This is a genomic window from Stenotrophomonas sp. RG-453 (genome assembly GCF_033843685.1).
GTDB lineage: Bacteria > Pseudomonadota > Gammaproteobacteria > Xanthomonadales > Xanthomonadaceae > Stenotrophomonas > Stenotrophomonas bentonitica_A.
The window spans coordinates 334969-354528 of record NZ_JAMYED010000002.1 but is presented as its reverse complement, the minus strand read 5'-3'; the positions used below and the strand labels follow the sequence as shown (position 1 = coordinate 354528).

General features: G+C 67.9%; 22 protein-coding genes. 9 read left to right on the top strand and 13 right to left on the bottom strand.

The window, feature by feature from the left end:
* Positions 1-20: 20 nt before the first annotated feature.
* The gene (locus tag NJD74_RS04195) at positions 21-1394 is read right to left on the bottom strand and encodes an MFS transporter (protein ID WP_102789127.1); all 1374 of its coding nucleotides are present in this window, start codon (positions 1392-1394) and stop codon (positions 21-23) included.
* 90 nt (positions 1395-1484) lie between these two features.
* On the opposite strand from NJD74_RS04195, the gene soxR reads away from it, so the two are divergent.
* Positions 1485-1919 carry a redox-sensitive transcriptional activator SoxR gene (gene soxR, locus NJD74_RS04190; protein ID WP_172838051.1) on the top strand — a complete coding sequence of 145 codons (435 nt, stop codon included), beginning with the start codon at positions 1485-1487 and terminating at the stop codon, positions 1917-1919.
* Positions 1920-1985: 66 nt separating this feature from the next.
* Here the strand turns inward: soxR and NJD74_RS04185 are convergent, their stop codons facing one another.
* From NJD74_RS04185 to NJD74_RS04175, 3 genes are all read right to left on the bottom strand, one after another.
* On the bottom strand, positions 1986-2588 hold the full coding sequence (locus NJD74_RS04185) for a short chain dehydrogenase (RefSeq protein WP_019185382.1): 603 nt from the start codon (positions 2586-2588) through the stop codon (positions 1986-1988).
* Between the two features lie 150 nt (positions 2589-2738).
* Positions 2739-3560 carry a pyrroline-5-carboxylate reductase gene (gene proC, locus NJD74_RS04180; protein ID WP_019185383.1) on the bottom strand — a complete coding sequence of 274 codons (822 nt, stop codon included), beginning with the start codon at positions 3558-3560 and terminating at the stop codon, positions 2739-2741.
* 27 nt (positions 3561-3587) lie between these two features.
* Positions 3588-4268 carry a YggS family pyridoxal phosphate-dependent enzyme gene (locus NJD74_RS04175; protein ID WP_019185384.1) on the bottom strand — a complete coding sequence of 227 codons (681 nt, stop codon included), beginning with the start codon at positions 4266-4268 and terminating at the stop codon, positions 3588-3590.
* 108 nt (positions 4269-4376) lie between these two features.
* On the opposite strand from NJD74_RS04175, the gene NJD74_RS04170 reads away from it, so the two are divergent.
* The 4 genes from NJD74_RS04170 (at position 4377) to NJD74_RS04155 (ending at position 8538) form a co-directional block, all read left to right on the top strand.
* Complete coding sequence (locus NJD74_RS04170) at positions 4377-5414, top strand: type IV pilus twitching motility protein PilT (protein ID WP_019185385.1); 1038 nt, start codon at positions 4377-4379, stop codon at positions 5412-5414.
* Positions 5415-5465: 51 nt separating this feature from the next.
* Positions 5466-6602 (top strand): PilT/PilU family type 4a pilus ATPase, encoded by a 1137-nt coding sequence (locus NJD74_RS04165; RefSeq protein ID WP_019185386.1) that lies wholly within the window; start codon positions 5466-5468, stop codon positions 6600-6602.
* Positions 6603-6713: 111 nt separating this feature from the next.
* Complete coding sequence (locus NJD74_RS04160) at positions 6714-7277, top strand: hypothetical protein (protein ID WP_319623719.1); 564 nt, start codon at positions 6714-6716, stop codon at positions 7275-7277.
* Positions 7278-7554: 277 nt separating this feature from the next.
* A complete protein-coding gene (locus tag NJD74_RS04155; RefSeq protein ID WP_019185388.1) occupies positions 7555-8538 on the top strand; it encodes an aldo/keto reductase in 984 nt (327 codons plus the stop codon).
* Between the two features lie 103 nt (positions 8539-8641).
* On the opposite strand, the gene NJD74_RS04150 is transcribed toward NJD74_RS04155, so the two are convergent.
* Positions 8642-9463: an alpha/beta hydrolase gene (locus NJD74_RS04150; protein ID WP_019185389.1), complete on the bottom strand. Its 822-nt coding sequence runs from the start codon at positions 9461-9463 to the stop codon at positions 8642-8644.
* Between the two features lie 204 nt (positions 9464-9667).
* Between NJD74_RS04150 and NJD74_RS04145 the strand changes: the two genes are divergently transcribed.
* Positions 9668-10375: a YitT family protein gene (locus NJD74_RS04145; RefSeq protein ID WP_019185390.1), complete on the top strand. Its 708-nt coding sequence runs from the start codon at positions 9668-9670 to the stop codon at positions 10373-10375.
* A gap of 6 nt (positions 10376-10381) precedes the next feature.
* Here NJD74_RS04145 and NJD74_RS04140 read toward each other — a convergent pair whose 3' ends face one another.
* The gene (locus NJD74_RS04140; protein WP_037553868.1) at positions 10382-11521 is read right to left on the bottom strand and encodes a hypothetical protein; all 1140 of its coding nucleotides are present in this window, start codon (positions 11519-11521) and stop codon (positions 10382-10384) included.
* Positions 11518-12054, bottom strand: coding sequence for a DNA-3-methyladenine glycosylase I (locus NJD74_RS04135; protein ID WP_319623718.1), 537 nt, complete (start codon positions 12052-12054; stop codon positions 11518-11520). The genes NJD74_RS04140 and NJD74_RS04135 overlap by 4 nt, the downstream gene beginning before the upstream one ends.
* Before the next feature lie 110 nt (positions 12055-12164).
* Between NJD74_RS04135 and NJD74_RS04130 the strand changes: the two genes are divergently transcribed.
* From NJD74_RS04130 to NJD74_RS04120, 3 genes are read left to right on the top strand one after another with little or no spacing between them, the layout of a single operon-like run.
* Positions 12165-12731: a YqgE/AlgH family protein gene (locus NJD74_RS04130; RefSeq protein WP_019185393.1), complete on the top strand. Its 567-nt coding sequence runs from the start codon at positions 12165-12167 to the stop codon at positions 12729-12731.
* Positions 12724-13221, top strand: coding sequence for a Holliday junction resolvase RuvX (ruvX, locus tag NJD74_RS04125; protein ID WP_019185394.1), 498 nt, complete (start codon positions 12724-12726; stop codon positions 13219-13221). Before NJD74_RS04130 ends, ruvX begins: the two co-directional genes overlap by 8 nt.
* 16 nt (positions 13222-13237) lie before the next feature.
* Positions 13238-14188: an aspartate carbamoyltransferase catalytic subunit gene (locus tag NJD74_RS04120; RefSeq protein WP_019185395.1), complete on the top strand. Its 951-nt coding sequence runs from the start codon at positions 13238-13240 to the stop codon at positions 14186-14188.
* 122 nt (positions 14189-14310) lie between these two features.
* On the opposite strand, the gene NJD74_RS04115 is transcribed toward NJD74_RS04120, so the two are convergent.
* From NJD74_RS04115 to NJD74_RS04090, 6 genes are all read right to left on the bottom strand, one after another.
* Positions 14311-15111, bottom strand: a complete 801-nt coding sequence (locus NJD74_RS04115) for a prolyl oligopeptidase family serine peptidase (protein WP_102789124.1) — start codon at positions 15109-15111, stop codon at positions 14311-14313.
* A 67-nt stretch (positions 15112-15178) separates the two neighbouring features.
* Entirely contained in the window at positions 15179-15445 is a 267-nt protein-coding gene (locus tag NJD74_RS04110) for a hypothetical protein (RefSeq protein WP_319623717.1), read from the bottom strand.
* 13 nt (positions 15446-15458) lie between these two features.
* Positions 15459-16820 carry a magnesium transporter gene (mgtE, locus tag NJD74_RS04105; RefSeq protein WP_019185398.1) on the bottom strand — a complete coding sequence of 454 codons (1362 nt, stop codon included), beginning with the start codon at positions 16818-16820 and terminating at the stop codon, positions 15459-15461.
* Positions 16821-17082: 262 nt separating this feature from the next.
* Positions 17083-18792, bottom strand: coding sequence for a phosphoenolpyruvate--protein phosphotransferase (gene ptsP, locus NJD74_RS04100; RefSeq protein WP_046274054.1), 1710 nt, complete (start codon positions 18790-18792; stop codon positions 17083-17085).
* A gap of 59 nt (positions 18793-18851) precedes the next feature.
* Entirely contained in the window at positions 18852-19121 is a 270-nt protein-coding gene (locus NJD74_RS04095) for an HPr family phosphocarrier protein (RefSeq protein ID WP_019185400.1), read from the bottom strand.
* Positions 19114-19506: a PTS sugar transporter subunit IIA gene (locus tag NJD74_RS04090; protein WP_019185401.1), complete on the bottom strand. Its 393-nt coding sequence runs from the start codon at positions 19504-19506 to the stop codon at positions 19114-19116. The genes NJD74_RS04095 and NJD74_RS04090 overlap by 8 nt, the downstream gene beginning before the upstream one ends.
* Positions 19507-19560 lie beyond the last annotated feature (54 nt).

Here is a 19560-nt window from a genome sequence, read left to right as displayed (position 1 = left end):
GATGCGTGGCATCTCCTGCTTCAGATGCGCCGCGCCACCACCACGCTGAGCATGGCCAGCACCAGCATGATCGCGAAGGTGAGCAGGTAGCCCAGCGTCTCCCGGCCCTCCAGGAACAGCGCGAACAGCGACCCGGACACGGCCAGCGTGGTCGCCACGCCCAAGGCCTCGCTGAGCTGCAGGGCGGAGGTGTTGGCGCCCTGCTGCGCTGGCGGTGAAAGCGACAGCGTGAGCACCGACAGGCTGGGATAGATCAGCCCCATGCCCAGCCCGGTCAGTACCCAGCCGGCCATGGCCGTCCACAGCGGCACGCCGGGCTGGATCGCCAGCGAGGTGGCCAGGATGCCCGTGCACATCAATAAGGCACCGGCCTGCAGCAGTTGCCGGCGCGACCAGCCACGCTGCTGGTGGCCCTGCAGCCACGAGCCGGAGAACCAGCCCAGTGCCCCCAGGCTCAGTGCCACGCCGGCCACGACCGGCGTCAACCCGCGCTCGCGCTGCAGCAGCAGCGGCAGGAACGCTTCGCAGCCGAAGAAGGCCGAGGCCGCGATCCCGCGCAGGGCGATCACGCTGGGCAGGCCGCGACGCAGGCGCAGCGTGCCGGTCGGCAGCAGCTTCCAGCTGCACAGGGCGAGCAGGGCGAGGGCGGGGGCCAGCAGTGCCACGGCGAGCCATCCCTGCTGCTGGCCGCCGATGTACAGCGCAAGCGCGCCGAAGGCGGCCCCTACCGCCCAGGGCACCACGTTGCGGCTGCTGGTGCCGGTGGCGACCGTGCCCACCTGGCGCAGGGCCGGGCGCAGCAGCAGTGCCGCCGGGATGGCCAGCAGCGGCACGATCAGGAACACCCAGCGCCAGCCCAGGTGCTGCACGATCAGGCCGCTGATGCTGGGGCCGACCAGCGAGGGCACCACCCAGCCGGCCGAGAAGGCGGCGAACACGCGCGGCCGCATCGGTTCGGGGAACGAACGTCCGACCAGCACATACAGCGCTACGGAAATCGCGCCGGCCCCCAGGCCCTGCATCAGCCGCCCGAGCACCAGCACCGGCATGTGCTGGGCGAAGCCGGCCACCAGCAGGCCGGCAACGAAGCAGGCCAGGCCCAGCCACAGCGGCCGTGCCGGGCCACGCTGGTCGCTCCAGCGGCCGGACAGCGTCATCCCGATCACGCTGGTGGCCAGGGTGCCGCCGAACGCCAGCGCGTACAGGCGCAGGCCGTCCAGGTCATGGGCAACGGTCGGCATCGCCGCAGCCACTGCCAGCGCTTCGAAGCCATGCAGCGAGACCAGCGCGACCATGCCGATGGTGGTCGCCCGGTAGGCCGGCGACAGGATCGAGGGGATCGGGGCATCCTCCACCGGAGCGGTGGCGGGCGGAGTGGAGGCGTCAGCGGACATGCGGATTCCAGACATCGGGGGGAGGGCCGGGGTTGCAGTGCACTCCGGCGGCGCGCAGGATGCCACCTGAACCAAGGTTGAGGTCAAGCAGTGATCGCGCAGGAACTGAGTGTAGGCGAAGTCGCCAAACGGAGCGGCGTTGCCGTCTCGGCGTTGCATTTCTACGAGCGCAAGGGCCTGATCCGCAGTCTGCGCACCGCCGGCAACCAGCGCCGCTTCGCCCGCGACGTGCTGCGCCGGCTGGCGGTGATCCGGGTCGCCCAGCGGGTCGGGATGCCGCTGGAGGCGGTGGCGACCGCTTTTGCCGCCCTGCCGGAGAACAAAACGCCGACCAAGGCCGAGTGGGCCAGGATGTCGGCGCTGTGGCGCAGTGAGCTGGACCAGCGCATCGAGCAGTTGCTGCTGCTGCGCGACCAGCTCACCGACTGCATCGGCTGTGGCTGCCTGTCGTTGAAGCGTTGCCGCCTTACCAATCCCGGCGACACGCTTGGCGATCAGGGCGACGGCCCGCGCCGCTGGGAGTAGTGCCGGCCAGCGGCCGGCGGGGGCCCCCGCTTGCCACCCGTAGTGCCGGCCGCTGGCCGGCTGCCCTCACCAGACGGTGAACACCTGCCCGCTCTGGATGCCTTCCACGCTGCGCTGGTAGGCCAGCGACGCGCGCTGCGCCGTCACCGGTTCAAAGCCCGGGAAGTAGGCGCCGTAGTCGTCCATCGATTCGGCCAGCACGTTCGGGCTGACTGCATTGATGCGCAGCCCACGCGGCAGCAGCTCGCAGGCTGCGGCGCGCACGAAACCTTCGAGCGCGGCGTTGGCTGCCGTGGCGTTGGCGCCGTCGCGGATCGGCTGGGCGCTGATGATGCCGCTGGTCAGGGTGATCGAGCCGCCGGTGTTGAGGTGATGCTGGGCGGCCAGGCTCAGCCGCACCTGGCCCAGCAGTTTGTCCTGCAGCCCCAGGTTGAAGTCGGCCGGCCGCATCTGCGCCAGCGGACCGAAGTGGACCTGGCCGGTGGTGGCGATCACCGCGTCGACCTTGCCCACCTTCTCGAACAGCGCCTGCACGCTGGCGTCGTCGGTGAGATCCACCTGCACGTCGCCGCCGTGGCGGCCGGCGCGGATCAGTTCGTGGTGCACGCCGAGCGTACTGGCAACCGCCTGGCCCAAGGTGCCGCTGGCACCGACAAGCAGGATCTTCATGTGCATGTCTCCCGTAAACGTAGGGGTAGAGCCACGCCACGCGTGGCTGCTTCTTGTTCCCGCATCGCGGGCCAGCCACCCAAGGGGTGGCTCTACCCGGTCAGGGGGCGGCCAAGGTAACGCCACGCCATGCGTGGCGACGCTTGGTCCTCAGTCATTCGCCGCCGACAATGCCTGCCCGCGCGTGGTCGCCGCGTCGATCGCGCGCGCCACGATCGCCTCGAAGCCATCGCCTTGGAAACTTTCGATCGCCGCCTGGGTCGTGCCGTTCGGCGAGGTCACCCGGCGACGCAGTTCGGCCGGCGCTTCGCCGGATTCATCCAACATGCGCGAGGCACCGAGCAGGGTCTGCACCACCAGCGTGCGGGCCGCCTCGGCCGGCAGGCCTTGCGCGATCCCAGCCGCCTCCATCGCTTCGGCCAGCAGGAACACGTACGCCGGGCCGCTGCCGGAGACCGCAGTAACGGCATCCATGCGCGCTTCGTCGTCGATCCACACGGTGCGCCCTGCCGTGGCCAGCACGGTATCGGCCTGGGCGCGTTGCGCGGCGCTGACCGTGGCAGTGGCGAACAGGCCGGTGACACCGGCGCCGAGGAGGGCGGGCGTGTTGGGCATCGCACGGACCACGGCGTGGCCGCCGCCCAGCCAACGGTCCAGCTGGCTGCTGGTGATGCCAGCGGCGATGGAGACCACCAGCGGTTGCTTGCCGTGGGCGACGGCGGTGAGCGAGGCGCAGACATCGCGCAGCACCTGCGGCTTGACCGCCAGCACCCACACGGTGCCCTGCGCGGCAGCTTCGGTCGCGCTGGCGTAGGTCCTGACGCCGAATTCGGCCGTGAGCGCGTCACGCAGCTCGGTCACCGGCTCGGCGACATGGATGCTGGCCGGGGCCACGCCCTGGCGGACCAGGCCGGCGATCAGGCTGCGGGCCATGTTGCCGCCGCCGATGAAGGTGATGGGGGACGTGCTCATGAACTCTCCTTGGAACGGGCGGGGCGCTCAGGCCGGTCGCGGGCGTGCACCGAACAGCGCGGTGCCGACGCGGACCAGGGTGGCGCCATGGGCGATGGCCTCAGGGTAATCGCTGCTCATGCCCATCGACAGCGTATCCACCTGCGGGTGCGCTGCCGCCAGCTTGGCAAACAACGTGGCCATGCGGGTGAAAGCGGCCTGCCGGCGTTCAGCGTCAGGCCACGGGGCCGGGATCGCCATCAGCCCGCGCAGGCGCAACTGCGGCGCGGCAGCGATGGCGGTGGCGAGGGCATCGATGTCCTCCGGCGCGCAGCCGTGCTTGCTGTCTTCGTCGTCGATGTTGACCTGGATCAGCACGTTCAGCGGCGGCTGGCCGGCCGGGCGATGCGCGGCCAATGCGGTGACCAGCTTGAGGCGGTCCACGCTCTGCACCCAGTCGAAATGGCGGGCGACGAGTTCGGCCTTGTTCGACTGCAGGTGACCGATCAGGTGCCACTCCAGGCCCAGCGATGCCAGTGCCTCGATCTTGGCGACCGCCTCCTGCACGTAGTTCTCGCCGAAAGCGCGCTGGCCCTGCGCGGCCAGGGCCTGCACGGCCTCGGCCGGCTGGGTCTTGGAGACCGCCAGCAGGACCGGATCTGGCCGCCCGGCGGCCGCGGCCGCGTTGTGCAGGTTCGTCAGGAGGGTGGGCAGAGGCTGGGGGGTCACGGCGGGTCCGGTGGATCAGGGGCTGGCGCGTATTGTGCACATCTCGCTCTATACTGCCGCCCGGGGAAAGAACCTTCCAGTCGCAGCAGTTATGGGGAGTAGCAGCGCATGGATATCGCCGAACTGTTGGCGTTTTCCGTAAAGAACAAAGCGTCGGATCTTCATCTGTCGGCCGGCCTGCCGCCGATGATCCGCGTTGACGGCGATGTCCGTCGCATCAATATTCCGGCCCTGGACCACAAGCAGGTCCACGCGCTGGTGTACGACATCATGTCGGACAAGCAGCGTCGCGATTACGAAGAGTTCCTCGAGGTCGATTTCTCGTTCGAGATTCCCTCGCTGGCGCGCTTTCGTGTCAACGCTTTCAACCAGAACCGCGGTGCGGGTGCGGTGTTCCGTACCATTCCCTCCGAGGTGCTCACCCTGGAAGACCTGGCCTGCCCGCCGATCTTCCGCGAGCTGATCGATCAGCCGCAGGGGCTGATCCTGGTCACCGGCCCGACCGGTTCAGGCAAGTCGACCACGCTGGCGGCGATGATCGACCACATCAACAAGAACGAATACGGCCACATCCTCACCGTCGAGGATCCGATCGAATTCGTGCACACCTCGCAGAAGTGCCTGATCAACCAGCGCGAAGTGCATCGCGATACGCACGGCTTCAATGAAGCGCTGCGCTCGGCACTGCGTGAGGATCCGGACATCATCCTGGTCGGCGAACTGCGCGATCTGGAAACCATCCGCCTGGCGCTGACCGCCGCGGAAACGGGCCACCTGGTATTCGGCACGCTGCACACCAGCTCGGCCGCCAAGACCATCGACCGCATCATCGACGTGTTCCCCGCCGGCGAAAAGCCGATGGTGCGCTCGATGCTGTCCGAGTCGCTGCGCGCGGTGATCTCCCAGGCCCTGCTGAAGAAGGTCGGTGGTGGGCGTACGGCTGCGTGGGAAATCATGGTCGGCACGCCGGCCATCCGCAACCTGATCCGCGAAGACAAGGTCGCGCAGATGTACTCGGCGATCCAGACCGGCCAGCAGATGGGCATGATGACCCTGGACCAGCACCTGCAGGACCTGGTCAAGCGCAGCCTGATCACCCGCAACCAGGCACGCGAGTACGCCAAGGACAAGCGGATTTTCGAATAGTGGTAGTGCCGGCCGCTGGCCGGCTCCTGAAAACCTCCGGAGTACACCGCGATGAGCACCACCACCATCGACTTCACCTCGTTCCTCAAGCTGATGGCGCACCAGAAGGCCTCGGACCTGTTCATCACCGCGGGCATGCCGCCGGCGATCAAGGTCAACGGCAAGATCTCGCCGATCACCCAGACACCGTTGACGCCGCAGCAGAGCCGCGACCTGGTGTTGAATGTGATGACGCCGGCGCAGCGCGAAGAGTTCGAAAAGACCCACGAATGCAACTTCGCCATCGGCCTGTCCGGTGTCGGCCGCTTCCGCGTGAGCTGCTTCTACCAGCGCAACCAGGTCGGCATGGTGCTGCGCCGGATCGAAACGCGCATTCCCACCGTGGAAGAGCTGAGCCTGCCGCCGATCGTCAAGACGCTGGCGATGACCAAGCGCGGCATCATCCTGTTCGTCGGCGCGACCGGTACCGGTAAATCGACCTCGCTGGCGGCGATGATCGGCTACCGCAACCACAACTCGACCGGCCATATCATCACCATCGAAGACCCGATCGAATTCGTGCACAAGCACGAAGGCTGCATCATCACCCAGCGCGAAGTCGGCATCGATACCGACAGCTGGGAGGCGGCGCTGAAGAACACCCTGCGCCAGGCCCCGGACGTGATCATGATCGGCGAGGTGCGTACCCGCGAGGGCATGGACCACGCCATCGCCTTTGCTGAAACCGGCCACCTGGTGCTGTGTACGCTGCACGCCAACAACGCCAACCAGGCGATGGACCGCATCATCAACTTCTTCCCGGAAGATCGTCGCAACCAGCTGCTGATGGATCTCTCGCTGAACCTCAAGGGCGTGGTCGCCCAGCAGCTGATCCCCTCGCCGGACGGCAAGACGCGCAAGGTCGCGATGGAAATCATGCTGGGTACGCCGCTGGTGCAGGATTACATCCGCGACGGTGAGATCCACAAGCTCAAGGAAGTGATGAAGGACTCGGTCCAGCTGGGCATGCGCACCTTCGACCAGAGCCTGTTCGAGCTGTACCAGGCCGGCGAGATCAGCTACGAAGACGCCCTGCGCTACGCCGATTCGCAGAATGAAGTACGCCTGCGCATCAAGCTCTCGCAGGGCGGCGACGCACGCACGCTGTCGCAGGGGCTGGACGGGGTGGAGATCTCCGAGATCCGCTGAGCGGGGGCTGTAAAAGCCGGCGCGGCTCTGCGATAGTCGCGCCGTCGCGGGCCACCGCGATGCAGGGGGCGCCGGCACCTCGCCGGTATCAACGTATCAGGTGATGGGCATATGGACATGCACGATCCGTACCGCGCGCCGGCGGCGTCTTCCGCACTGCCGGCGGCGACTTTCGCCACCAACGGCGTCGCAACGTACTACGCACCACCCACGCTGAAGATCGCGGCGTTGTCGCTGGCCACGCTGGGTCTCTATCCGGTGTACTGGTTCTGGCGCAACTGGCGCGCGATCAAGCGTGAAACCGGTGGAGATCAGTGGCCGTGGGCGCGCGGGTGGTTCTCACCGCTCTGGTCGTTCCTGTGCTTCAGCGACCTGCGCGATGTGGCCGCCAATCGCCGCCGCACGCTGGCGATCGCACCGGGCCTGCTGGGCGTGGCCTACTTCCTGCTGTATGTGGCCAGCCGACTGCCCGATCCCATGTGGCTGGTCGCGCTGTTCACCTTCGTCCCGCTGTTGCCGGTCAACAGCCTCCTGCGGCGCTACCATCGTGATGAAGGCATGGACACGCGGGCGCTGGACCGCTTCGGGGTGTGGCACATCCTTGCGGTGGTCGTGGGCGGTCTCTTCCTGCTGCTCACGCTGGTTGGCACCCTGCGCGGCGATGGCGTTTCCTGAGGGCTGGATAATGGTGGCAGTGCGCAGCTGATCCTGATCGACGACGAGCACGTGCAGCTGAAGACCTTGGATCCAACAGCTGCAGCAGCGCCGACGCATAACGATCAAGGCTGAAAAGATTACTTGCACGCTACCGGGATGATGCGTATCTGCCTCGTGCATGGATTGATTAGCCACGCTCATGACCGACAGCACTCCACACCCTCCAATCCCGGCAGCCGGCAGGGCTATGGTGGCACTCCCCCATGACGCCGGTCCCACCGGCAGGAGTACCACCATGCAGACACGTGAACTGGGCCGCAGCGGCCTGCGGGTTTCGCCCCTCGGGCTCGGCTGCATGGGGCTGAGCTACGGCTATGGCCCGGCCACCGACCGTACCGAGGCGATCGCCTTGCTGCGCGCGGCGGTCGAGCAGGGGGTCACCTTCTTTGATACGGCCGAAGCCTATGGGCCGTTCCTAAACGAGGAACTGCTGGGCGAAGCGCTGGCGCCGTTCCGTGACCAGCTGGTGATCGCCACCAAGTTCGGCTTCAAGGATGGCCACGCCGACGCCGGCCTGGACAGCCGCCCCGAGCGCATCCGCGCGGTGGCCGAGGCCAGCCTGTCGCGTTTGAAGACCGACCGCATCGACCTGTTCTACCAGCACCGGGTCGACCCGAATGTGCCGATCGAGGACGTGGCCGGTACGGTCAAGGACCTGATCGCCGAGGGCAAGGTGAAGCACTTCGGGTTGTCCGAGGCCGGCGTCGATACCATCCGCCGGGCGCACGCCGTGCAGCCGGTGGCGGCGCTGCAGAGCGAATACTCCCTGTGGTGGCGCGAGCCGGAACAGGCCGTGCTGCCGGTGCTGGAAGAACTGGGTATCGGCTTCGTGCCGTTCAGCCCGCTCGGCAAGGGCTTCCTGACCGGGGCGATCAACGTAGGCACGCAGTTCGCGGCCGATGACTTCCGCAACAGCGTGCCGCGGTTTGCGGCCGAAGCCCGCCAGGCCAATCAGGTGCTGGTGGACCGCATCAGCGCGATAGCCGCCGACAAGCGGGCCACGCCGGCCCAGATCGCCTTGGCCTGGCTGCTGGCGCGCAAACCGTGGATCGTGCCGATTCCCGGCACGACCAAGCTGCATCGCCTGACCGAGAATCTGGGCGCGGCTGCGGTGGTGCTGAGTGAGGCCGACCTGCAGCAGATCGGTGCGGCGCTGGACAGCATCGCCATCGTCGGGGATCGCTACAACGCCGAGCGGCAGAAGCTGGTCGCGCGCTGAGCGGGGCGCTGGGCGCACGACACCGGCCAACGCAGCCAGGATCGGCTCGCGCGATACCGTCCCACACATTCGGGTAGGTGCCGACCGTTGGTCGGCACACACCTCACCCGCGAATGAACGCCAACAGATCCGAGTTGATCACGTCCGCATGGGTGGTGCACATGCCATGTGGGTACCCTTTGTAGACCTTCAGCGTGCCGTGCCTGAGCAGCTTGATGGCCAGCTCCGCCGAATCGGCGATCGGCACGATCTGATCGTCATCGCCGTGCATCACCAGCACCGGCACGTCGATCTTTTTCAGGTCGTCGGTGAAGTCGGTTTCCGAGAAGGCCTTGATGCAGTCGTAGTGCGCGTTGATCGCGCCCATCATCCCCTGCCGCCACCAGTTGTCGACGATGCCCTGCTGTGGCGGCGTGCCCTCGCGGTTGAACCCGTAGAACGGAATCGGCACGTCGCGGTAGAACGCCGCACGACCCGCGACCAGTGCCTGCCGGAAGCCGTCGAAGACCTCCTTCGGCGTGCCGCCGGGGTTGGCCTCGCTCTTGACCATGATCGGTGGCACCGCACCGATCAGCACCGCCTTGGCCACGCGCCCGGGCTTAGCCTGCGCGACGTAGTGCGCGACTTCGCCACCGCCGGTGGAATGCCCGATGTGGATCGCATCGCGCAGGTCCAGGTGATCGGCCAGCGCATTGACGTCGGCAGCGTAGGTGTCCATCTCATGCCCCCCGCTGGTCTGCGAGGAGCGGCCATGGCCGCGGCGGTCGTGCGCGATCACGCGATAGCCCTGCAGCAGGAAGAACTGCAGCTGGCTATCCCAGTCATCGGCGCTGAGCGGCCAGCCGTGATGGAACACGAGGGGCTGACCCTTGCCCCAATCCTTGTAGAAGATCTCGGTGTTGTCGGCGGTGGTGACGTAGGGCATGGCACGGAACTCCTGAGGGAGGGGAGGGCACGGCGGGGTACCCGCACATGCTGCGGCTGGGGGGTGTTCAGCGGGGATGAACGGCGGATGTCGGTCCGGGGTCGGTGGCCCGGCACCTCCGCCGGCGGCGGCTGAATCAATTTCACCAGCAACTGTCACGCCGATCGTGTCTAATACCGCTCCCCACGCCACACCCCCACCCCCATGTCCCTTGAATCCCATGGCCCCGCGCCGTGCGACGACGCTGACGGCCACCTGGTCACCGCAGGCCCGCTGACCCCGCCCCCCGACAGCGCCGGCACCGTGGCCGACGAGAAAGCCCTGCGCCATTCCGTGGCCGAGGACGTGCAGGGCATGATCCTGGCCACGCTGGTGGCGTCGCTGGGCCTGGCCATCTTCGCCAAGGGCGGGCTGATGATCGGCGGCATGGCCGGGCTGGCCTTCCTGGCCCACTACGCCTTCGGCTGGAACTTCGGCCTGGTGTTCGTGCTGGTCAACCTCCCTTTCTACTGGGTGGCCGTGCGGCGCATGGGCTGGGAATTCACCCTGAAGACCTTCGCGGCGGTAACCGCCTGCGGCGTGCTGACCGACCTGCTGCCGCGCTGGGCCGACTTCGCCCACATGAGCTCGCTGTACTCGGCGATCGTCGGCGGCGCGCTGGCCGGCCTGGGCATCCTGTTCTACATCCGCCACCGGGCCAGCCTGGGGGGCATCGGCATCCTGGCGGTGTACCTGCAGCGCACGCGGGGCTGGAGCGCCGGCAAGGTGCAGATGTCGTTCGACACGCTGCTGATGTGCGTGGCGTTCTCGGTACTGTCCCCCTCCAAGGTGATGTACTCGGCGATCGGTGCGGTAGTGCTCAGCCTGGTGCTGATGTTCAACCACCGCCCGGGCCGCTACATGGGCGTCTGACGCCGGTTACTCACCCTGCGGCGGCACCGGCACGACGGTCACGCCGGAGACCCAGCGGCGGCTGCGCAGGTCCAGCGTCGCCGCCTGCTGGCCCGGGCCGCGGTACAGCCACAGCTGGCAGCACAGCGCGTGGTCGCCGGCATAGCTGCTGCGCAGGGCGATGAGCGAAGCGCTGTAGCACTGGCCTCCCGAGCGGATCACGGTGTCGGCGGCGGTATCGAAGGTATAGCTGCCGGCGCCGCGCCAGGGCCACGCGCCGGTCTGGTCCGGGTCGGTCCCGGCCGGCATCGGGCAGCGCCCCTGCTCATCGCCGACGTGTGCGACGCCGTCACCATCGATGGTCAGGCCAGCCAACAGCTGGTCGATGTGCGTGAGCAGGCGCCGGTCCGCTGCGATCGCCGCGGCATCGGCATCCAGCGGTTCGCCATCGACATGCATCACCGGGTCGGCCAGCCAGTGCTCGCGGCCGTAGCGCACCTGCAACTGCACCGCCGGGCTGCGCTCGCGCGGGTCAACCGACAGCGGCCGGTTCAGCAGCAGGGTGTCGCCGTAGTAGTCGCCATCGCGGTAGGCGATGTAGCTGACCCCATCGATGCGCAGCCAGTACAGGGCCTGGTCGCTGCCGCGCCCGCTGATGCCGTACTGCCCCTGTGCCCAGGGGCGCTGCGGGTCGAGACTGTCGGGTACCACGAAGCCGCGCTGCGGATCGCGCCGCAGCATCTCCACCTGCGTATACAGGCCGGTGCCGCCGCTGTAGGCGCTCTGCACCAGGTCGCGCTTGCCGTCCCCATCCAGATCGAGCAGGGAGAGCGACAGCTCGCCCATCTCCACCGGTACGATGTGCCGGGCGTCGGTCTCGCGCAGATAGCGGGTCACCGCCGCCCAATCGGCCGGGGTGACAGTGGGTGGGCGCACCAGCGCGGGTAGCGGGGCATCGCTATCGCCGGCCACCGGAATCTGCAGGTCGATGCCGGTTTCGTCGCGGTAGCGGGCCAGCACCGTATCGATCGGGGCCGGGTCGTCGGCCGCCACGGCGGCGATCTCCGCGCGAAGGCGCTCCAGCACGTTGTCCAGGTCGCTTGCGGCCGCCAGCGGGGGCAGGCTCAGGGCAGCGAGCAGCACAGCCCGCACGACGGGGTGCGTCACGCCTGGCGCCAGGCCGGCTTGAGCGTGTCGATGCGCTTGAACACCGGGCAGTCCGGGCTGTGCGCGCCAGGGAGGTAGCCCAGGCTCATCAGGAACTCGCCGGTGATCTCCCCGCCGGTGAAGCGGAACGTCTTCTTGAACAGCTTCACCCACGCCGCCTTGTCCAGCGGATGGTGGGCATCCAGCCAGCCGGCGAAGCTGCCGTGGCTGGCCCGCAGCTGCTGGATCACCTGGGCATTGTGGACTGCCGCGTGCACCTTGAGCCGGTTGCGGATGATCCGGGCATCGTTGAGCAGGCGCTCGATATCGCGCTCGCCATAGGCGGCCACGGTGTCCACTTCGAAGCCGTCATAAGCGGCGCGGAAGCCCTCGCGCTTCTTCAGGATGGTCTCCCAGCTCAGGCCGGCCTGGTTGATCTCCAGGATCAGGCGCTCGAACAGCTCGCGCTCTTCGCGCTGCGGGAAGCCGTACTCGTGGTCATGGTAGTGGCCGTGGACCGGATGGCCGGGGGCGATGAGGCAATAACCGGACACGTGCAGCTCCTTGCGATGGCGGATCAGGCGCGCGGGCCGGGGGCACGCGCGCAGGCCTGCATTATGTCAGCGCGAAAGCGCACATCACGGCCAGCGGCTAGAATGGGGCCATGTCTGAACTGTCCACTTCGCTTGCCCACCACCTGCTGGTCGCGCTGCCGTCGCTGACCGACCCCACCTTTGCCCGTACCGTGGCGCTGATCTGCCAGCACGACGAGAACGGCGCGATGGGCGTGCTGGTCAACCAGCCCTCCGAGTACACCCTCGGCGAGGTGCTGGCCCAGATGGAGATCACGACCACCAGTGACACCCTGCGCGGCCAGGTCGTGCTCAACGGCGGCCCGGTGCACCCGGAGCGTGGCTTCGTGATCCACGATGATGCGCGCAGCTGGGATTCCAGCCTGGCCGTGGGCGAGGGCGTCTTCCTCACCACCTCGCGCGACATCCTCGAAGCCATGGCGCGCGGCGAAGGCCCGCGCAATGCGCTGGTCACCCTGGGCTGTGCCGGCTGGAGCGAAGGGCAGCTGGAAACGGAAATCGCCGAAAACAGCTGGCTGGCCGTGCCGGCCGATGCCGAACTGCTGTTCAGCACGCCGCTGGACGAGCGCTGGCAGGGCGCGGCCGCGCGCATCGGCGTGGACCTGTTCCGCCTCACCGATTACAGCGGCCATGTCTGAGCCGGCCACGCCTGCGCCCGCCGCGGCCGCACCGCCGACGATCCGTCGTGATGGCACGGTGCTCGGTTTCGATGTCGGCTCGCGCCGGATCGGCGTGGCCATCGGCAGCTCGTTCGGCACCCATGCGCGTGCGATCGCGGTGGTCGATGTACATGGCAACGGGCCGGACTGGACCGCCGTGGAGCGCCTGATCAAAGAGTGGCGGCCGGATGGCCTGGTGGTGGGCGATCCGCTCACCCTGGATGGCCAGGACCAGCCCAACCGCAAGCGCGCGCAGGGCTTTGCCCGCCAGCTGCGGGAACGTTTCAAACTGCCGGTGGTGCTGGTCGACGAGCGCTCCAGCTCGGTCGAGGCCGCGCGCCGGTTCGCGGTCGAGCGCGCCGAAGGCCGCAAACGCCGCCGCGACGCCGCCGCCCTGGATGCAGTGGCTGCGGCGGTGATCATCGAACGCTGGCTTTCCTGCCCGGATGACGCCACCCCCGTTTCCTGACCCTCAGACCCTGCCCATGACCGCCTCGCAACTCGATTCCGATGGACGCCTGCGCCACCTGCTGACCCTGGAAGGTCTGCCCCGCGAAACCCTGCTGCAGCTGCTCGACCGCGCCGGCCAGATCCGCGATGCGGCCGTCGGGCGGGTGGGCAACAAGCGCCACGTGCTCGGCGGCTCGGCGGTCTGCACGCTGTTCTTCGAACCCTCCACGCGCACCCGCAGCTCGTTCCAGCTGGCCGCGCAGCGGCTGGGCGCGGACGTGCTGAACTTCGATGCCTCCACCTCGTCCACCCGCAAGGGCGAGACCGCCTGCGACACGCTCAAGAACCTGGAAGCGATGGGCGTGCGCGGCTTCGTGGTGCGTCATCCCGATGATGGTGCGGTGGCGGCGCTGGCTGCCGCAGCGGGCGAGGGCACGGCCCTGGTCAACGCCGGTGACGGCCGCAGCTCGCACCCGACCCAGGGCCTGCTGGACATGCTGACCCTGCGCCAGGCCAAGGGCAGCGATTTCTCGAAAATGAAGGTCATCATCGTGGGTGATGTGAAGCACTCGCGCGTGGCCCGCACCGACCTGCATGCCCTGCGCACGCTGGGCGTCGGCGAGATCCGCGTATGCGGCCCGCAGTCGCTGCTGCCGGACGATGACACCCTGAAGGGCTGCATCGTCGGCGACGATTTCGACGCGATGCTGGAAGGCGCCGATGCGCTGATGATGCTGCGCCTGCAGCGCGAGCGCATGGAAGAAGGCCTGGTGCCCTCGCTGGAGCAGTATCACGCGCAGTACGGCCTGGATGCGACGCGCCTCAAGCGCGCCGGCACCGATGCCGCCGTGTTGCACCCGGGCCCGATCAACCGCGGCGTGGAGGTCACCGACGAGGTGGCCGATGGTCCCCAGTCGTGGGTGCTGCGCCAGGTCGCCAACGGCGTGGCCGTGCGCATGGCGGTGCTGGAAACGTTGTTGGGGTGAGCGTCCGTTTAACACGGTAGGCATCGACCGTTGGTCGATGCATGACCGGTAGTGCCGGCCGCTGGCTGGCTCCCGATGTCTGTTGCGGAGCCGGCCAGCGGCCGGCACTACCGAAAATGCCATTACCGCTTCTGCGCGAACAGCCACTCCCACATCGCCGCATCGGCATAGGTGGCGTCCCAGGCGTTGTGGTTGCCTTCGGGATACTCGGTGTAGCGCACGTCCTTCGCGCCGGCCTGCTGGAACGCGGCGTGCAGCTTGCGGTCGTCATCCGGCGGCACCACGTCGTCCAGCGCACCATGGAACATCCAGATCGGCACCTGTTTCAGGCGCTGGGCGATGGCTGCGTACGGATCGGCTTCGTGGGCGACGTCCTCCACGAACAGGGTGGGGCGCACTGCACGCGGCGCCAGCACTGCGCCGCAGACCGGCACGATGGCGGCGAAGCGGGTCGGTTCGGCCAGCGCGATGTTCCAGCTGCCGTAGCCGCCCATCGACATCCCGGTCAGGTACTGGCGCTGTGGATCCGCACCGAATTCGGCGATGGCGGCATCCAGTGCAGCCAGCGCGATGCGGTTGTTCTCGCCCGACCACTCCTGGTCATCCGGCGTCTGCGGCAACACCACCAGCGCGGGGAAGGTGGAGGCGTGCTGGCGGAGGTATGGCCCCAGCCCGGCCTGGGTCTGGCGGCGGCCGTCGCGGCCCCGTTCACCCGAGCCGTGCAGGAACAGCACCACCGGCAGTTCGCCACGTGAGGCCGCTGCATTGCGCGGCACGAACACCTGGTAATACGCGGTCTGCCCATCCACTTTGACCGCACGGCCGACGAACTGGCCGCCGGAGGCCGCCGGAGTGCTCGCGCAGCCGGCTACCGTCATCATCGCCACTGCCCACAGCAGCCATCCACTCCAACGTCGCGCCATTGTCGTGCCTTGTCTGAAATCGATTTCAGTCTAGGCCCGGTAGCGTGTCGGAGCATCTTGCAGTGCATCAGTCCGGGCGCGGCGCCGCGGCGAGGATGTCCAGCTGTTCGACGGCTTCAGGGTGGCCTTCGGCGGCTGCCGCCTGCATCTGGGCCAGGCTGGGGTGGACCACCAGCAGGATCGGGTTCTCGCACTGCGGGCAGTCGAACTGGGCTTCGTCTTCGTGCAGTTCCATCGGCATCTGCCGCGCGCTGCCCTGCCATTCGCAGGCAGCGCAGGTATACGTCGCGTCGCGCCAACCGGGGACGAAATAATTGTCGAGGGTCACGGCCATGCGGGGTCTAGGGTCAGTGCAGCAGGATCAGGGTGGCCAGGCCGAGGAAGCTGAAGAAGCCCATGACGTCGGTGACGGCGGTGACCACCACGGTGCCGGCCACGGCCGGGTCGACGTTCATGCGCTTGAGCAGCAGCGGCAGCAGCACGCCGGCCAGGGCCGCGGCGCAGAAGTTGATGATCAGCGCCAGGGTGATCACCAGCGACAGCAGGAAGCTGTGGAACCAGAGGTAGGCGATGATGCCGACCACGGTGCCGATCAGGGTGCCGTTGATCAGCGCGACGCGCGATTCCTTCCACAGCAGGATGCGCGCGTTGCTCTGGCCGACCTGGCCCAGGGCGATGCCGCGCACCATCAGGGTCAGCACCTGCACGGCCGCATTGCCGCCCACGCCGGCCACGATCGGCATCAGCACGGCCAGCGCCACCACCTTCTGCAGGGTCAGCTCGAACTGGCCGATCACGCTGGCCGCCAGGAACGCGGTGCACAGGTTGATGCCCAGCCAGACCACGCGACCGCGCACGGCGCGCTTGATCGGCGAGAACAGATCTTCTTCTTCATCCAGGCCGGCGGCGCCCAGCGCCTGGTGCTCGGCCTGCGACCGGATGATGTCGACCACGTCATCGATGGTGATGCGGCCGAGCAGGATGTTGTTGTCGTCCACCACCGGGGCGGACACCCAGTCATGATCGGAGAACTGGCGCGCGACTTCATCGGCGCTCTCGCCGACATCGATCGCCGGCTGCTCGTCATCGATCAGGCGGTTGATCGGGGTGTTGTCCTCATGCGTCACCAGCGCGGCCAGCGAGAGGCGGCCCAGGTACTGATGGCGGCGGCTGACCACGAACAGGTGATCGGTGTGGTCGGGCAGTTCGCCGCGCAGGCGCAGGTAGCGCAGCACCACATCGACATTGACGTCGGCGCGCACGGTCACCACGTCCGGGTTCATCAGGCGGCCGGCGCTGTCCTCGGGATAGGACAGCACCTGCTCGAGCCGCTCACGGTTCTCGCGGTCCATCGACTTGAGGACTTCGTCAATGACCGTGTCCGGCAGATCCTCGACCAGGTCGGCAAGGTCATCGATGTCCAGGTCTTCGACCGCGGCGATGATTTCGTCCGGGTCCATGTCGGCCAGCAGGCTTTCGCGGACTTCCTCGCCGACGTGGACCAGCACCTCGCCATCGTCTTCCGGATCGACCAGGCCCCAGACAATCTCGCGCTTGCCCGGGGGCAGCGATTCGAGCAGGTTGCCGATTTCCGCCGGCGCCAGGGTATTGACCAACCGACGGACCGGCCCCAACCGCCCGCTGTCCAGTGCATCGGACAACAGCCGCAGCTGGCGCGCCGTCTTGTCGTGGCGTACGGCTTCGGCCATGCGCAGCTCCTGCGGAAAAAGAAAAAGGCCGCTATCCGGTGGAGGATGCGGCATGGGCGGTGGTCACCGCGTCATTATCGCGTGCTTGTGTGTCAATCGGGTAGGGCGCGACCGTTGGCCGTGCCGCACATGCGACGTCGCGCGGTCAAGCGCGTATCGACCAACGGTCGATACCTACTGGTGGCGTTGGTAGTGCCGGCCGCTGGCCGGCAACCACGCATACCGATCCGAAGGTTCATGCGGAGCCGGCCAGCGGCCGGCACTACCGGGCCTTTTCGATCCAGCGTTCGATGCCACGCCGGTCGCGCGCCTGCAGCAGCTTGGGCGCCATCGCCTGCAGCACGGACAGGTCGCTGTCGCGCACCGCGCGGCGCACTTCCAGCAGGGTGCCCGGGTGCAGGCTGAATTCCGTCAGCCCCAGCGCCAGCAGCAGACGCGTCATCAGCGGGTCGCCGGCGATCTCGCCGCACACCGCCACCGGGATGTTGTAGGCCTGGCCGGTGCGCAGGATATGCGCCAGCAGGCGCACCACCGCCGGGTGCAGCGGTGAATACAGCTCGCCGACCGCCTCGTTGTTGCGATCGGCGGCAAGCAGGTACTGGACCAGGTCGTTGGTGCCGATCGAGAGGAAGTCGACCAGATCGATGAAGCTCTCCAGCGCGATCGCGGCGGCCGGCACCTCGATCATCGCGCCGAAGGGAATGTGTTCGGCCACCTCGTGGCCTTCGGCGCGCAGCAGCTCGGCCTGCTTGGCCAGGCGCCGGCGGACCGCGAGGATCTCCTCGCGGGTGCTGACCATCGGGATGAGGATGCGCAGCTTGCCGTAGGCCGAGGCGCGCAGGATCGCGCGCAGCTGGGTGTCGGCCACCTTCGGCCGCGCCAGCGACAGGCGCACGCCGCGCAGGCCCAGCGCCGGGTTCTCTTCGTTGCTCAGGGTCAGCCCGGTGCGGTCGGCCTTGTCCGCGCCCAGGTCCAGGGTGCGGATGGTGACCGGCCGTCCGCTCATGCCCAACGCGGCATCGCGGTAGGTCTCGAACTGCTCCTGCTCGTCGGGCAGCTCGTTGCGCTGCAGGAACAGGAATTCGGTGCGGTACAGGCCCAGCCCGTGCGCGCCCAGCGCATGGGCCTGGGTGACGTCTTCGCTGGATTCGGCGTTGGCCAGCAGCGCGATGTCGACGTTGTCGCGGGTGCGGCTGGGCTTGGTGCGCAGGCGCCCGAGTTCGCGCTGTTCGCGCGCATGCTCGCGCAGCCGCACGCGGTAATCGCGCAGGTCCGGTGCCTGCGGGTTGATGGTCACCGTGCCGTCGCTGCCATCCATGATCAGCACGTCGCCATCGGCGACCTTCTGCAGCACGTTCGGCACGTTGACGATCAACGGCAGGTGCAGGCTGCGCGCCAGGATCGCGCTGTGCGACAGCGCGCTGCCGCCGGCGGTGATGATGCCGACCACCCCGTGGGCCTGCAGCTGGGCCAGCTCGGACGGGGCGATGTTGTCGCAGATCAGGATTTCGCCGGCCATGCCTTTGACGTCCGGCGGGCGCTTCTGCAGGAAGGCATGGATGCGCCCGATCACATGGTCCAGATCGTCCATGCGGCTCTTCAGGTAGGCATCGTCCATGCCATCGAAGACCTTGGCCAGGCGGTCACGCTGCACGCGCAGCGCGTAGCCGGCGCTGTAGGGGCCACTGCGGATCAGCTCGTCCAGGCCGAACAGCAGTTCGGGGTCATCCAGCAGCAGCGCATGCAGGTCGAGGAACTCGCCGACTTCCTGGTTGAGCGCGCCATGCAGGCGCTGGCGCAGATCGTGCATTTCGCCGCGGGCCGCTTCCACGGCCACGTGCAGGCGCTCCAGTTCGGCCTCGACCTTGGCCGGCGGAATGCGCTGCTCGGCCACTTCCAGGGCATGCGGCAGGCGCACCCGGGCGCGGCCCAGGGCGTTGCCGCGCGAGGCACCGTGGCCGGACAACAGCATCGCCCCGGACGCGGTCCGGGCCGGTGCGGAGGATCCCGGTCGCGGTTGCCCCCCCATGCTCAGTTGTCCTCGTCGAAACGCCGTTCGAACAGGGCCACCACCGCGTCCATCGCGGCGGCTTCGTCCTCGCCGTCGATGCGCACGGTGACCGGGGTGCCCTGGCCGGCGGCCAGCAGCATGACGCCCATGATGCTCTTGGCGTTGATCTCACGGCCCTTGGCGGCCATGGTCACGTTGCAGCGGAAAGGCGCCAGCTCCTGCACCAGCTTGGCAGTGGCGCGGGCATGCAGGCCCAGGCGGTTGGAAACAGTGAGTTCACGTTCAAGCATCGTCGACAATCGCTCCATTGCGAGTGCCTGCCGCGGCAGTGGCAGGCAGTTGATCCAGTCCCTGTTCCGGATAATTCATCACCCGCATCAACATCGGCAGGCTCAGCGCCGAAACCCGGCGTGCCGGGGTGCCCAGACGAGCCAGTTGCCCGGCCAGATTGCTGGGGCTGGCGCCGTACAGGTCGGTCAGGATCAGCACGCCCTGGCCACTGTCCACCCGGCGCAAGGCGGCCGAGGCGAGCGGGAGCAGGACGTCCATATCTGCGTCGAACGGTACTTCGAAAGCTTCGGTCTTCAGCGGCAGGTGCCGCAGCAGACGGGTCGCCACGTCCAGCAGGGCCGTGCCGACACCGGGATGAGTTACGAGGAGAATGCCACAGGTCATTGCCGAACGTTAACAGGTCAACATGAATTGGCGATAGCACGCGTGAAAGACTGC